The 14,503-nt window shown below is 75.1% G+C and carries 9 protein-coding genes; 7 read left to right on the top strand and 2 right to left on the bottom strand.

The window, feature by feature from the left end:
- Positions 1-7 precede the first annotated feature (7 nt).
- The 6 genes from ACI79E_RS00500 to ACI79E_RS00475 all read left to right on the top strand — a co-directional run bounded on the left by ACI79E_RS00500 (position 8) and on the right by ACI79E_RS00475 (position 6,983).
- Positions 8-1,174 carry a hypothetical protein gene (locus ACI79E_RS00500; RefSeq protein WP_456930583.1) on the top strand — a complete coding sequence of 389 codons (1,167 nt, stop codon included), beginning with the start codon at positions 8-10 and terminating at the stop codon, positions 1,172-1,174.
- Between the two features lie 271 nt (positions 1,175-1,445).
- Entirely contained in the window at positions 1,446-2,768 is a 1,323-nt protein-coding gene (locus ACI79E_RS00495; protein ID WP_456930582.1) for a polysaccharide biosynthesis tyrosine autokinase, read from the top strand.
- A 118-nt stretch (positions 2,769-2,886) separates the two neighbouring features.
- On the top strand, positions 2,887-3,465 hold the full coding sequence (locus ACI79E_RS00490) for an arsenate reductase/protein-tyrosine-phosphatase family protein (protein WP_456930581.1): 579 nt from the start codon (positions 2,887-2,889) through the stop codon (positions 3,463-3,465).
- Between the two features lie 61 nt (positions 3,466-3,526).
- Entirely contained in the window at positions 3,527-5,101 is a 1,575-nt protein-coding gene (locus ACI79E_RS00485) for a right-handed parallel beta-helix repeat-containing protein (RefSeq protein WP_456930580.1), read from the top strand.
- 89 nt (positions 5,102-5,190) lie between these two features.
- Complete coding sequence (locus ACI79E_RS00480) at positions 5,191-6,456, top strand: hypothetical protein (RefSeq protein ID WP_456930579.1); 1,266 nt, start codon at positions 5,191-5,193, stop codon at positions 6,454-6,456.
- Entirely contained in the window at positions 6,453-6,983 is a 531-nt protein-coding gene (locus ACI79E_RS00475; protein ID WP_456930578.1) for a hypothetical protein, read from the top strand. The genes ACI79E_RS00480 and ACI79E_RS00475 overlap by 4 nt, the downstream gene beginning before the upstream one ends.
- Positions 6,984-7,036: 53 nt before the next feature.
- Here ACI79E_RS00475 and ACI79E_RS00470 read toward each other — a convergent pair whose 3' ends face one another.
- Both ACI79E_RS00470 and ACI79E_RS00465 read right to left on the bottom strand, forming a co-directional pair.
- Positions 7,037-9,967 carry an acetoacetate--CoA ligase gene (locus ACI79E_RS00470; protein WP_456930577.1) on the bottom strand — a complete coding sequence of 977 codons (2,931 nt, stop codon included), beginning with the start codon at positions 9,965-9,967 and terminating at the stop codon, positions 7,037-7,039.
- Complete coding sequence (locus tag ACI79E_RS00465) at positions 9,945-10,643, bottom strand: 4'-phosphopantetheinyl transferase family protein (protein ID WP_456930576.1); 699 nt, start codon at positions 10,641-10,643, stop codon at positions 9,945-9,947. The genes ACI79E_RS00470 and ACI79E_RS00465 overlap by 23 nt, the downstream gene beginning before the upstream one ends.
- Positions 10,644-10,899: 256 nt before the next feature.
- On the opposite strand from ACI79E_RS00465, the gene mfd reads away from it, so the two are divergent.
- A complete protein-coding gene (gene mfd / locus ACI79E_RS00460; protein ID WP_456930575.1) occupies positions 10,900-14,460 on the top strand; it encodes a transcription-repair coupling factor in 3,561 nt (1,186 codons plus the stop codon).
- Positions 14,461-14,503 lie beyond the last annotated feature (43 nt).

The following is a 14,503-nucleotide window of genomic DNA, read 5'->3' as shown; positions in this document are numbered from 1 at the left end:
CATCCCGGTGATCTCCGCCGTCGGCGGCGCGGAGGGCTGGGCCGCCGTCGCGCTCGGTCAGGCGCTCGGCACCGGCATCGCGACCGTCCTGCAGTACGGGTGGGGCTTCGTCGGACCGACCAGGGTGGTGGGCCTCGACGCGGGGGCCCGGGCCCGCCTGCTGTGGGTCAGCACGTTGTCGCGCCTGCTGGTCGGTGCCGTGCTGTTCCCCGTCGCCGCCGTCGCCGCCGCCCTGCTCGCCCCGGACGGGCGCCGGCTGCTGGCCGCGCTGACCGCGGTCGCTCTGGGCACCTGGGGCATGTCGGCCTACTGGTTCTTCGTGGGCACCGGGCGTCCCGGGCACGCGGCGCGGTACGAGACGGTCCCCCGGCTGGTCGTGCAACTCACCGCGGCGCTGAGCGCCCTGGTGAGCGGCAACCCGCTCTGGTACCCGGTCGTCTTCCTCCTCGGGCAGGTCGCCGCCATCGGCTGGCTGACCGTCCGACTGAGCGAGGTCTCGTTCTCCCGGGGGACCTGGGCGCAGGCCGTGGCCGCGCTGCGCGACCAACGGACCGCGGCCGCGACCGACGCCGTCGTGGCCGCGGTGGCCTCCGTCCCGACCAGCATCATGGCCGCGGTCGCACCGGCGTCCCTGGCGGTCTTCACGGCCGGTGACCGGGTGCAGCGTCTGGCCCAGTCGGGCATCCAGCCGATCTACAACGCCTTCCAGGGGTGGGTGTCCGAGGCGCCGCGGGGCGGCGTCGCCACACGCATGCGCCTGGCGGTCGGCGCCACCTCCTGCGCCGGTCTGCTGGTCGGAGCCGGGGTGGCCGTCGGTCTGCCGGTCGTGGACCGCTGGCTGTTCGCCGGGGCGGTGGAGGTCGGGCACCTGGTGAGCCTGCTGTTCGGTGCGGCTCTGGCGCTGTGGTCGCTGTCGTCGGCGATCACCTTCGACGTGCTGGCCCCGGCGGGCCGGACCGACGTCATCCTCCGCAGCACCGTGGTCGGCGGCTCGGTCGCGATCGTCGGAGTCGCGTCACTGCCGCACGTCTGCGGTGCGGCCGGTGGAGCGGCCGCGGTGCTCCTGGCGCAGGTGGGTGCGCTCACCGCGCAGTGGGTGGGCGTCAGGCGGCTCTCCCGCCGGGCCACCCCCGGGCCCGGCCCCGTGCCGGCGTCGGCCGGCACGCCGGGCTGAGTGCGGTCCCCGCCGCCTCACCCATTCGTGTGGCACTCCGGGGAATGAGGACGGGCGCATTCTCGCGCCCGTGGCACGCTGTCACACCGGAGGATTTCGCCGACATTCTCGGCGGCACTCCGAACGCTTTGAGAACGGGGGAGATGTGGAACCGAGAGCCGTGTGGTCCGCGCTGCGTCGGGGGTGGAGGTGGATTGCCGCGGGCGTCGTCCTGGGAGCGGTCATCGCACTCGTCGGGACGTCGCTCATCGGACCGCGTTACTCGGTCCGGATGCAGTTCTTCGTGTCCACGACGGACTCCGCGTCCACCACCGACGCCTTCCAGGGTGGCCAGTTCGCCCAGCAACGGGTCGCCTCCTACGCGGAGCTGCTGTCCGGCGCGGAGCTGGCGGAGCGGGTCGTCGACGCGGTCGACCTCGACCTGACCCCCGCGCAGGTGGCCGCGGACGTGTCCGCGAGCACCGTCACCGGCACCGTCCTCATCGACGCGACGGTCACGGACCAGTCGCGTGAGGTGGCCGAGCGGATCGCCGCGGCCGTCGCCGACGAGTTCCCCGCGCTGGTGACCGAGCTCGAGGCCGCCGGGACCGACGCGGCCCCGGTCACGGTGGCCGTGACCGACCGGCCCGGGAATGCCGCGGCGCCGGACCTGGCCGCCCGGAACACCCTCTTCGGCGCCGTCCTGGGTCTGCTGCTCGGCGCGGCGGCCGCCGTCGCGCGGGCGCTGCTGGACCGCACGGTCCGGGACAAGGACCGCGCCGAGGAGCTCGCCGGTGCTCCGGTGGCCGGCATCGTCTTCCGTGATCCGGTCCTGGAGCGGGAGCACACGATCGAGCACGCGGGCGCCCGGACCGCCGAGCAGTACCGCCAGATGGCGATGAGCCTGCAGTACCTGGACGTGGACTCCCCGCCCAAGGTGATCATGGTGGCCAGCTCCGTCCCCGGCGAGGGCAAGACCACGACGGTGGTCAACCTCGCCATCGCCCTCGCCGACGCGGGGGCCCGGGTCACCGTGGTCGAGGCCGACCTCCGCCGTCCACGGGTCACCGAGTACCTGGGGCTGGTCGGCGGCGTGGGGCTCACCAACGTGCTGGCCGGGAACGCCGCCCTCGACGAGGTCGTGCAGTCCTACGGCGACGGCGGCCTCCGGGTCGTGGCCGCCGGTCCGACCCCGCCCAACCCGGCCCGGTTGCTCGGCTCCGAGCAGATGGCCGTGCTGCTGGACAAGCTGCGCAGCGACAACGACTACGTCCTGGTCGACGCCGCGCCCCTCCTGCCGGTGGCCGACGCGCGTGGGGTCGCCACCCTGGTCGACGGCGTGCTGCTGTCGGTGCGGCACGGGCGGACCACGGGGGACCAGGTGGCCGAGGCGGCCGCGGCGCTCGACACGGTGGGCGCCCGGACGTTCGGTGTCGTCCTGACCATGGTGCCGCTGACCGACGACCTGGCCGACGCCCACGCCTACGGCGTGGACTACGGCTACACCTCGTCGACCTCGCAGCGCGACGTCGCCACCGAGCCCGCGGCGGGTGCACCCGCGCAGGAGACCGTGGTCGGTGGGCCCGACCGCGCGCCGGTGGAGGGCCGGGCATGACCACGGCCGGTCCGTCGCGACGGGCTGCCCCTCCTGCCGGGCGGGGTCGGTGACGTCCGCGGCGCCGGTGGGGGAACAGCCACCTCCGGTCACCCGGCCGGAGTTCACCGTCCTGTTCGTGTGCACCGGGAACATCTGCCGTTCCCCCATCGCCGAACGCCTCGCCCGCGCGCGGGTCGGTGCGGCGCTCGGCGCCGCCGCCGGCAGCGTGCACCTCGTGAGCGCGGGCACCCAGGCGATGGCCGGCCGCGGCATGGAACCGGCCAGCGCCCGCGTGCTGCAGGAGCTGGGCGGTGACCCGACCGGCTTCCGCGCCCGCCCGCTGACCGGGGCCATGGCGGTCTCCGCCGACCTCACCCTGGCCATGACCCGCCAGCACCGGCAGGAGGTGCTGGCGCGGGCCCCGCGTGCGCTCGCCCGCACGTTCACCCTGCGCGAGGCGGCCGGCCTGCTGCCGTTCCTGCCCGACGTGCCGGACGAGGACGCGACGCCGGGGGACCGGGCCCGCGCGCTGGTCCGCCGGCTGGCCGCGGCGCGCGCCCGCCGTCCTGGCGGCCCCGACGACGACGTGCGCGACCCGATCGCCCAGCCGGACACCGTCCACCGTGCGGTCGGTCAGGCCGTCGCCGAGGCGCTGGACCCGGTCATGACGTGGCTGCTCGTCGCGCTCACCGGCCGGGTCCCGGAGCACCGCTGACCACCGTCCCCGTCCACGTCCGACCCGCTGGAGCACGCCGTTCCACAGAGGGGGGATCCCGATGACGAAGCCCGCGTCTCCGGCGGGTGCGCCGGTCGACGCCGCCGCGGCCACCGGTGCTGCATCGGCGTCCGACGACGTCCCGCGGTCCCGTGCCGTCGGCCGCCGCGGTCTCGTCACCGGTGGCCTGCTCGTCGGAGCGGCGGCCGTGGGCGGCTTCGCCGTGGCGCCGCGAGGCGACCGTGCGGCAGTGGCGGCCGCGGGTCCGGCCGGCGCGGTCGTGCTCGCCGGGCCCGGGGTGGACCCCTCGGGACACGGCGACAGCACCGCGGGCCTGCAGGCCCTCGTCGACGCCGCGCCGGAGGGCGCCTGGCTGTGGCTGCCCGCCGGGGTCTTCCTCGTCGAGGGCCTGGTGCTGCGGGCCGGGCAGATGCTCACCGGCCCGTCGGCGCGCGCCTACACCGGCGGTGCGGCCGCCGGCGCCCGGCTCCGCGCGCTGCGGGCCGAGCAGACCGCGCCCGTGCTCACCGTCGGCGAGTTCGGCCGGGTGGCCGACGTCGCCGTGGAGGGCCGCGGCCAGGGGCAGCCGGCGGTGCGCCCGGCCGGGGTGGGTGCGGTGCTCGAGCGCGTCACCATGGTCGGCGGTTCCGTGGGCTACGACGCGGCGTACGTGAGCGGCAGCGTGCTCAGCGAGTGCCAGGTGCACGAGAACGGCATCGGGATCAAGGACCTGGTCGACTCCGTCGTCCAGGGCAGCGCGATCAACGCCAACAGCGGGGACGGCATCAGCCTCGGGCCGGGCGCCAACGACAACAGCTTCCTCGGCAACAAGGTCGAGTGGAACGAGGGGCACGGCATCCACGCCCTGCAGGCACTGCACAACGTGGTGCTCGGGGGCGTCCTGGACCGCAACGGCCGCACCGGCGCCCGCTTCGTCGAGTGCCAGCACACCGTGCTGGTCGGCGCCGTCCTGCGGCGCAACGGCCGCCTGGCCGAGCAGGCGCCGGAGGACGACTGCCACGTCTTCCAGAGGGACTGCACGGCCCTGGTCGTCACCGGGGTGGTCACCAACGCCGGCCGGGACGACGACGGCGCGAGCGGCTACCGCTCACCGGCGGTGGCCATCCGCGAGGAGGGGGGCACCGACGTCGGCTACACCGGCAACGACCTGACCGGGCGGACGTCGCCGGTGGCGATCGCCCGCGGCGCGGCGGCGACACGCGCCAGCACGGCGCTGAACCTGGGCGTCGGTGGCGTGCAGGACGTCTCCGGTACGCGCGTCCGGGTGGCGACCGGTGAGGTGTCCCTCGATCCCGGCGCCACCGCGGCGGTGACCGTCGACCTCGACGGCCTCCCGACCGGGACCCTGGGCAGCACCTACCGCCTGGGACTGGTCGCCCGGGACCCCGACACCGGGGAGCGCGCCGTGGCCGAGGCCCTCCTGCTGGTCTCCCGGGACGACGGCGATGCCCGGGTGCAGCTGGGCCCGGTCGAGAACCGCATCGGGGCCGGCTTCGGCGCCGCGGAGGGCCAGCTGCGGCTCACCGTGACCGCCAGCGCCGACGGGGCGGTGCTCACCGTCGGCGTGCAGAACACGCGGGACCGCGCCGCACGGGTGGGGGTGGAGCTGGCGTGACCCGGACCCCGACCCGCGGTCGCCCACACCCGGGCTCCGTTGCCGGCCCGGCGAGCGGTCCGTCCGTCGAGCGCTCGCGGCCGGCCGCCGTGGAGCGCCTGCTCTACGGCGCACTGGGACTGTTGGCGCTGGTGGGGGTGGCCTCGCCCGGACAGTTCAACGTCGCACCCGCGGAGAACCTGCTCGAGGTGGTCTTCCTCGCCGTGGCCACCCTCTCGGTCCGCCGGATGCGGCCCGTCGGGCAGCTCATGGTCGTCGTCGCCGGCGCGTACGTGGTGGTCAAGACGCTGCTCCTGACCCTCTACAGCCAGGCGAGCCTCACCGACTTCCTCCAGGCCTACAAGTCGTTCTTCTACCTGGTGCTGCTCGGAGCCCTCGTCGGCGCGGGGGTGTTCGACCGCGCTCGGCTGGCCCGGTTCACCACGTTCCTCGTCGGGGCGTTCCTCGTGAAGTACGGCTACTCGGTGGCGCTCGGCCTCGACGACCGGCCGGGTGTGTACCTGGAGAACAACTTCGAGCTGATCATGCTGCTCGGCCTGTTCCAGCTCGCCTACCCGCACCTCGGGGCGCGCCGGGACTGGCTGTTCGGTGCGGTGGCGATGACGGTGCTGCTGTCCGGGTCGCGCAGTGCCGCGCTGGGGTTGCTGGTGGTCTACGTCTTCCTCTACGTGCGCACCAGCAACCGGACCTGGCCGCTCCACCTGGCCGGCGTGGCCGTGGTCGGCTACGGGGTCCTGACGGTGTTCACGAGCCGGGCGGCCGTGGACGGCGGGGCCCGGCTGGACCGGCTGAACTTCCTCGACACGTTCCTCTACGAGGTGCGCGACTGGCCGCTGTGGGAGTTCCTCACCGGGTCCTTCCCGCTGACCCCGCTGTCGCCGGGGTCCTGTCAGAGCCTGTCGTTCTACTCACTGCTGTTCAGCCGGACCGATCCGGGGACCTGCTACTCGGTCATCCTCCACTCGTACTTCCTGCGGGCGCTGTTCGACCACGGCGTCCTGGGGCTCGTGCTGCTGCTCACGCTGCTGTGGCTGGGCCTGCGCCGATCCGGCACGAGCCTGCGGGACACGCTGGCGGTGCTCGCCCTGATCTCGGTCAGCGGGCTGTCGGTCTCGGCGTTCAACAACGTCTTCGCCACCATCGTGCTGGCGGTGGCGATGGGCCTCGACCGCCGGGCCGCCGGCCCGCCGTGCCCCGACGACGCCCAGGCCGCCGTGCGGCGGGGCAGGTGGGGCCCCCGCACCCCCGGCCGCCCGCCACGTCCCTCCCTCCGTCCGGCGACCCCTCGCCCCGTGGGCGCCGCACCGGTGCCCACGTCACCGTCCGCACCGCCCCGGCAGCAGGAGCCCTCATGACCGCGACCCATCCCGCGAGCCTCGGCGAACTCCTGGTCTGGATGGTCGAGGACGCCCGCGTGAACCGCCGACGCGGCGGGCTGCTCAGCGTCGTCGCGGTCGCGGTCTTCCGCCTCCACCAGTTCGGGGTCCGGGCGGCCGGCCCCGCGGCGGCACTGGTCCGGGTCCTGTCCCTCCCGCTCGTGGCGTTCTCCCGACTGGCGCTGAGCTGCGAGGTGCCCGGGGCCATCGCGTGCGGGCGGCGCCTGGTGCTCGCCCACGGGGGGAGGGGGGTCATCGTCGTCTCCGGTGCCGTCCTCGGTGACGACGTCGTCATGGCCCCGTACTCGGCGGCGGGTGCCGCCTACCCCGCGCCGGGCGCCCCGGTCATCGGGAACGGGGTCTACCTCGGTACGCATGCGACCGTCCTGGGGGCGGTCACGGTCGGGGACGGTGCCTTCGTCGGTGCGCGCGCGCTCGTGCTGCGGGACCTCGCACCCGGCGCGGTCGCCCTGGGGACGCCCGCCGACGTCGTCCAGCCCTCCTAGGAGACGCCCGGAGGCCGCGGCCTGAGGCGCCGGCCCTCGTCGGGGCCGGCGCCTCAGCCGACGGTGGTCGAGACGCGGGCCGCGACCTCGGTCACGAACGGCTCCTCGAGCAGGTCCGCGGATCGCGCCGCCACCACGCTGACGGTGCCCGCGGGCAGGGTCCGCCGCCAGCCGGAGGTGTCGTCCCCGATCCGCCGGGGCCGCTGCTGGGGCACGACGGACACGACCGGTCCGTCGTGGGAGGACGGGCGGTGCCCGTCGGCCGCCGCGCGCGCACGCAGGAACTCCTGCCGCTCCGGGGAGGTCGTCGCCGGCGCGTAGCGGTCGACGAACCGCTGCCACAGGTCCCGCCCACGGTCGGGGGACCGCAGCGCCGCCAGCCGGCCCGCCCAGCGGCGGCCGGCCCGCACCAGGGGAGGGAGGGCTCCCGCGGGCCACGGGGCGTCGACGAGGACCAGCGCGCCGACCGGCACGCCGTCCTGCCGCACCCGGTGGGCCACCTCGAGCGCCACGAGTCCACCGAAGCCGTGGCCGACGAGGCCCGCGACGGCGCCCGAGGGGACCGTCCGCAGCTCCTCGACGGCGAGGCCGGCGACCTCGCCGACGGAGAGCGCCCGGCCGGCGTCGTCGGTGAGACGCGGCCTGAGCGCGTACACGGGGCACTCGACCCGCAGGTGCCGTACCAGGGCGGCGTAGTCGGTGAGCGGCCGCCAGCCCTCCACCACCAGGACCAGCGGGGCACCGTGGCCGGTCCGCAGCGGCATGAGGGCCCCGGGCGCCACCGACGACCGGGCGGACGCCACGGAGTCGAGCAGACCGCCGAGGGTGGGCCGGGTGAAGAAGTCGGGGAGGGACACGTCCACGCCCACTTCCTCCCGGACCCGGTGGAGCAGGGTCATCACCTGTCGCGAGGTGCCCCCCAGGTCGAAGAACTCGTCGTCCGGCCGGGACCCGCCCCGTCCGAGCGCGGTCTCCCACAGGCGGGTCACGGCCGCCTCGGGCCCGTCCGCCGCCGTCCCCCCGCCGGCCGGGTCGGTGTCGACGGCCAGGACCGCGGCTCGGATGGCGTCGAGGCTGCCGGGGTTGCGCAGGGCCGAGAGGTTGCCCACGGCGTCGCCGTTGACGGCGTCACGGGCAGCCCGCTCGGACGTCTTGCCGTTGTGCGTCAGGGGCAGTTCGGGGACGGCGACCACGAGGGACGGCACGTGCGCCGCCGATGCCCGGCGGCGCAGGGTCCGCCGGATGTCCCGCTCCAGGGCGTCGTCGAGCCGCGCGCCATCGGCGAGCACCACCAGCAGCACCATCCGGGACGCGCCCGGGTGCGCCGGGTCCCGCTGCTCGACGGCGAGGGCGGCGGCGACGGCGGGGAGCTCGCGCAGCGCGGTGTGGACCTCGGCGGGGCCGATCCGCACGCCGTTGACGTTGAGCACGCCGTCGGAGCGGCCGTGCAGACGGGCCGACCCGTCCGAGGCGAACTCCACGAGGTCACCGTGGGTCCAGTGGCCGGGGTGGTCGACGAAGTAGGCCGCGTGGAACCGCGCCCCGTCGGGGTCCCGCAGGAAGCCGACCGGCCGCGAGGGGAAGGGCCTGCGGCAGACCAGGTCGCCGATCCCGTCCAGGAGTTCCTCGCCGTCCGGGCCGAGGGCGACGACGTCCATCCCCAGGCTGCGGGTCTGGCACCGCCCGGGACGGACCGGCAGCTCGGGGTGGCCGAGCAGGAAGCAGCCGATGACGTCGGTGCCGCCGGAGATGGACTGGAGGGGGAGGGGGCCGACCTCGCGGCTCACCCAGTCGAACTGCCAGTCGTGCAGCACCGCGCCGGTGGACAGCACGCTGCGCAGGGCGGAGAGGTCGACGGCCGCGGCCGGGCGGTAGCCGGAGTCCTGACACAGCTGGAGGTAGGCGGGGCTGGTGCCGAGCACGGTGACGCGCTGCTCGGCGGCGAGCTCCCACAGCGTCGACGGGCCCAGGACCGGGCCGTCGTACACCACCACGTGCGCCCCGACGGCGAGGGCGGACAGCTGCCAGTTCCACATCATCCAGGCGGTCGTGGTGTGGAAGTACAGCGTGTCGTCGGGGCGGAGGTCACCGTGCAGGCGGTGCTCCTTGACGTGCTCGAGCAGGGTCCCGCCGGCGCCGTGCACCATCGCCTTCGGCGGACCCGTCGTGCCCGAGGAGAACATGACGAACAGCGGGTGCTCGAACGGCAGCCGCGGCCACTCCACCGGGTCGGCCTGGCCGGTGGCGGCCACGAGGTCGGCCAGCCGGTGGACGGCCACGGGCAGTGCGGCCGGCGGGGGCGCGTCGTCCAGCAGCAGGACGGCGTGCAGCGTCGGGAGGCCGGCGACGACCTCCGCGAGCGTCACGTCGTCCATGCCGCTGCGGTCCAGCAGCAGGAGCCGGGGCTCGGTCTGCCCGAGGCGGCCCAGCAGCGCGCTGCTGCCCATGTCGGGGGTGGCCGTGGAGACGGTGGCACCGATGGCGGTCGCCGCCAGCACGCCGACCAGGACCTCGGCGTTGTTCGGTGCGATCGCCGCGACGCAGTCGCCGATCCCGGTCCCCAGACCGGCCAGCGCCGTCGCCGTCCGTCGCACCGCGGCCCGCAGCTGGCCCCGGGTGTAGTGCTCGGCTCGGCGACCGGCGTGGACGGCGGTGAGTGCGGCACTGTCGTCGTCCACGTCCGGCAGGGGGCGCAGCAACGCCTCGGCGTAGTTGAGGGTGACCTCCGGGAAGAAGCGCGCCGTCTCGACGTCGTCGCCGACGACGACCGTCTCCGCCGATCCGGACCAGGGCAGGCCCGACCAGTCCAGGAACGCCCGCCAGAACAGCGGGGCCCGGTGGACGGAGAAGGCGTGGAGGTCGGCCGGGTCGGTCAGGGACCTGCCGGCGAGGCGCTCGCACACGGCGCGGAAGTCGGCCAGCTGGCTGGCGCGCGCGGGGCGGCCGCCCTGCGGCGCGGGGTCAGTGGGGGCGGTGAGTGTCACGTCGGTGTCCCGTCGGGCGTGCGGGGTCGGGCAGGAGCAGGGGGACGAGTGCGGGGCCGTCGAGGGGGACCGGTGCGGAGCAGGCGAGGGAGGCCTCGTACGCCGGCGGTACCGCGACGGCGGCGAGCGTCCAGGGCCCGGAACGGGTGCCGCGCCGGTCGCGGGAGACCGTGACCCCGGCGGGCGGCGTCGACAGGCCGGTCCCCTGCGCCTTGAGGACCGCCTCCTTCTGCGTCCAGGAGCGAGCGGCGGCCCGGGCGCGTTCCGCCGGCGGGAGCGCCTGCACGGCGGACACCTCCGACGGCGACAACCACCCCTCCTGTGCGGTCGCACCGGTCCACGGGGAGATCCGTTCGACGTCGATGCCCACGCGGAGTCCGCGGGCCAGGACGACCAGGCCGAGGTCGTCGCTGCGCGAGCAGTTGACGTCCCACAGCGGGGCCGGCAGGTCGAGGCGCGGCCGGCCGGAGGGATCGGTGACGAGGGGGACGTCCTCGGGGGCCCGACCCAGGACCTGGGCGAGCACGGTGCGCAGAGCGGCGCGCAGTGCGATCCGGCGGCGGCGCACCGGAGGCGCGCCCCGGTCGGCGGAGGCGCGCTCACCTGCGGTCAGCACGGCAGCGGCACCGGCGAGTTGGTCGTCGGTGACGTCCAACCGGACCTGCCACACGTCCACCCGCGTCCTGCGCCGCCCGAGCCCCGCCACGCGGTGTGTCGGCTCCCGCGGCAGGTGCAGGAGGGACATGGAACGAGGCTGCCACGGTGCGGCGGCGCACCACGTCGCCAGGACGGGGGTGCTCACCCCATCGAGGGGGGCGTCCGGTCACTCCCGGTGACGGCGGCGGGGGCGCGCCGCCAGGACTAACCTGGGGTCCCGGCCCCCCGCGCACCCGGCGCGACGTGCGTGGCCCGAAGTCTCAGGAGACGGTCTCGTGACCTTGCGCGGCGTGCTCGACGTCGTCCTCACCGACCCCGGCATGGCCCGCGTGGTGGCCGCCGCGGGGAACGCGGAGCTGGCGGTCACCGCCCCGCCGTCGGTCCAGCCGCTGGTCGCGGCCGCGCTGGCGGCGGCCGGCGGGGACGGCGGCGTCCCCGTCCTCGTCGTGACGGCGGGGGAGCGGGACGCCGACGCCGTGGCCGACCAGCTGCGCTGCTTCCTCCCCGACCGGCGCACCGAGGTGTTCCCCGCCTGGGAGACGCTGCCCCACGAGCGGCTCTCCCCGCGCGCGGACACCGTCGGCCGCCGGCTGGCGGTGCTGCGCGACCTCACGCACCCGGGCGCGAACGGCGCGGTCGACGTGCTGGTCGCGCCGGTGCGCAGCGTGCTGCAGCCGCTGGCCCCCGGCCTGGGCGACCTCGTCCCGGTCGAGCTCGCGCCCGGGGACTCCGCCGAGCTCGACGACGTCGCGCAGGCGCTGTCCGACGCCGCGTACACCCGCGTCGAGCTGGTGGAGAAGCGCGGCGAGTTCGCCGTCCGCGGTGGGCTGCTCGACGTCTTCCCGCCGACCGAGCCGCACCCGGTGCGCGTGGAGTTCTGGGGCGACGAGGTCGACGAGCTGCGCTACTTCTCCGCCGCCGACCAGCGCTCCCTCGACGAGCGGCCCGAGCGGCTGTGGGCCCCGCCGTGCCGCGAGCTGCTGCTCACCGAGCAGGTGCGGGCGCGCGCCGCCGAGCTGGCCGTCGAGCACCCCGGGCTGCTGGAGATCCTCGGCAAGCTGGCCGAGGGGATCGCCGTCGAGGGCATGGAGTCGCTGACCCCGGCGCTGCTGGGCGACGCGCAGATGCAGCTGCTCACCGACCTCGTGCCCCGCGGCACGCACGTGCTGGTCTGCGACCCCGAGCGGGTGCGCAGCCGGGCCGCGGACCTCGTGCGCACCGCCGAGGAGTTCCTCGCCGCCTCCTGGGCCACCGCCGCCGAGGCCGGGGAGGCGCCGCTGGACCTGGGGGCGTCGTCCTTCCGCGACCTGGCCGACGTCGAGTCCGCCGCCCGCGCCCGCGGCCTGCCGTGGTGGAGCACCGGCGCGTTCACCCTCGCGACCGAGGACGACGACACCCACGTCACCCTGGACGCGACCACCGTCGACCGCTTCTCCGGTGACGTGCCGCGCGCCATCGACCAGCTGCGCACGTGGTCACGGGCCGGCTGGCAGCTGGTGGTCACCTTCGCCGGGCCCGGCCCCGCCCAGCGCGCCGCCGACCAGTTCGCCGAGGCCGACCTCGGTGCCCGCCTGGTGCCCGACATCGCCACCGCCCCCGAGCCGCGGCTGACCCACGTCACCCAGGGCAACCTGGAGGCCGGCTTCACCTTCCCCGGCGTGGGCCTGGCGCTGCTCACCGAGCACGACCTGACCGGGCAGCGCGGCACCTCGATGCGGGACGCGGTGAAGATGCCGGCCCGCCGGCGCAACGCCGTCGACCTGGTCCAGCTGCAGCCCGGCGACCTCGTCGTCCACGAGCACCACGGCATCGGCCGCTACATCGAGATGGTCAGCCGCACCGTCAACGGCGGGCAGCGCGACTACCTGATCGTCGAGTACGCGCCGTCCAAGCGGAACCAGCCGCCGGACCGGCTGTTCGTGCCCACCGACGCCCTCGACCAGCTGACCCGGTACGTCGGCGGCGAGGCCCCGGCGCTGTCCAAGCTGGGCGGCGCGGACTGGCAGAAGACCAAGGGCCAGGCCCGCAAGGCGGTCAAGCAGATCGCCGCGGAGCTGATCCGGCTCTACTCGGCGCGCATGGCCACCCAGGGGCACGCCTTCGGCCCGGACACCGTCTGGCAGCGCGAGCTGGAGGACGCCTTCCCGTTCCAGGAGACCCCCGACCAGCTGGCCGCGATCGACGAGGTCAAGACCGACATGCAGAACCCGGTCCCGATGGACCGGATCATCTGCGGCGACGTCGGCTACGGGAAGACCGAGATCGCCGTGCGCGCGGCGTTCAAGGCGGTGCAGGACGGCAAGCAGGTCGCCGTCCTCGTGCCGACGACGCTGCTGGCCAACCAGCACTTCAAGACCTTCTCCGAGCGGTTCGCCCAGTTCCCGGTGACGGTGAAGGTGCTGTCCCGCTTCCAGTCCGACGCCGAGAGCGCCGAGACGCTGCGCCAGCTGGCCGCCGGGGAGGTCGACGTGCTCGTCGGCACCCACCGGCTGCTGCAGCCGACCACCCGCTTCAAGGACCTCGGCCTGGTCATCGTCGACGAGGAGCAGCGCTTCGGCGTCGAGCACAAGGAGTACCTGAAGACCATGCGGACGGCGGTCGACGTCCTGTCGATGTCGGCCACCCCGATCCCGCGCACCCTGGAGATGTCGCTGACCGGCATCCGGGAGATGTCGACGATCCTCACCCCGCCGGAGGAGCGGCACCCGGTGCTGACCTACGTCGGGGCGTGGGACGACAAGCAGATGGCCGCCGCGATCCGCCGTGAGCTGCTGCGCGACGGCCAGGTCTTCGTCATCCACAACCGGGTGCAGTCGATCGACAAGGCGGCGGCCAAGATCCGCAACCTGGTGCCCGAGGCCCGCGTCGCCGTCGGGCACGGGCAGATGAAGGAGCACGAGCTCGAGCGGATCATGGTCGGCTTCTGGGAGAAGGAGTACGACGTCCTGGTGGCGACGACGATCGTCGAGTCCGGCCTGGACATCCCCAACGCCAACACCCTCATCGTCGACCGCGCCGACACCTTCGGCCTCTCCCAGCTGCACCAGATCCGCGGCCGGGTCGGCCGTGGCCGTGAACGGGCCTACGCCTACTTCACCTACGACCCGTCGCGCCCGCTGACCGAGACCTCGGTGGACCGGCTGACCACGATCGCGCACAACACCGACCTGGGCGCCGGCATGGCCGTGGCGATGAAGGACCTCGAGATCCGCGGGTCGGGCAACCTGCTCGGTGGCGAGCAGTCCGGGCACATCGCCGGGGTCGGGTTCGACCTCTACGTGCGGCTGGTCGGCGAGGCGGTCACCGACTACCGGGCCCAGCTGTCCGGTGAGGAGGTCCCGGCCGAACCGGCCGAGGTGCGGGTCGACCTGCCGGTGGACGCGCACCTGCCACACGACTACGTGCCCGGCGAGCGGCTGCGGATGGAGGCCTACCGCAAGGTCGCCTCGGTGCAGTCCGACGAGCAGGCCCAGGCGGTGCTCGACGAGCTGACCGACCGCTACGGCGCCCCGCCCGCGCCGGTGCTCAACCTGCTGGCCGTCGCCCGGTTCCGCGCCGCCGTGCGGAAGTGGGGGATCACCGAGGTCTCGATGCAGGGCCGGGCGATCCGGATCTCGCCGGTCCCGCTGCGGGAGTCCCAGCAGATGCGGCTGGCCCGGCTGGCCGACGGCGCGACCTACAAGTCCACCGTCGACACCATCTCGCTCAAGGTGCCGGTCGGCCCGGACCGGCGGACGCCGCTGCGGGACGTGGCCCTGCTGGAGAACCTGCACGCGCTGCTGGCCGCCGTCCTCGAGCAGCCGCAGAAGGACCCCGTCCTCCCCGCCGTTCGCTAGCTCACGGCGGGCCCCCTGGACGGGGCCGGACGGGGCTGCCTGC

The organism is Geodermatophilus sp. SYSU D00079 (assembly GCF_054050635.1).
Note: the sequence above shows the minus strand (reverse complement) of the source record. Positions and strands in the feature narration are given on the sequence as shown.

What these genes read in the sequence shown, in the direction of transcription:
- ACI79E_RS00495 (WP_456930582.1), top strand. Translation starts at nt 1,446, where the DNA reads ATGCAGTTCTTCGTGTCCACGACGGACTCCGCGTCCACCACCGACGCC.
- ACI79E_RS00485 (WP_456930580.1), top strand. Translation starts at nt 3,527, where the DNA reads ATGACGAAGCCCGCGTCTCCGGCGGGTGCGCCGGTCGACGCCGCCGCG.
- ACI79E_RS00475 (WP_456930578.1), top strand. Translation starts at nt 6,453, where the DNA reads ATGACCGCGACCCATCCCGCGAGCCTCGGCGAACTCCTGGTCTGGATG.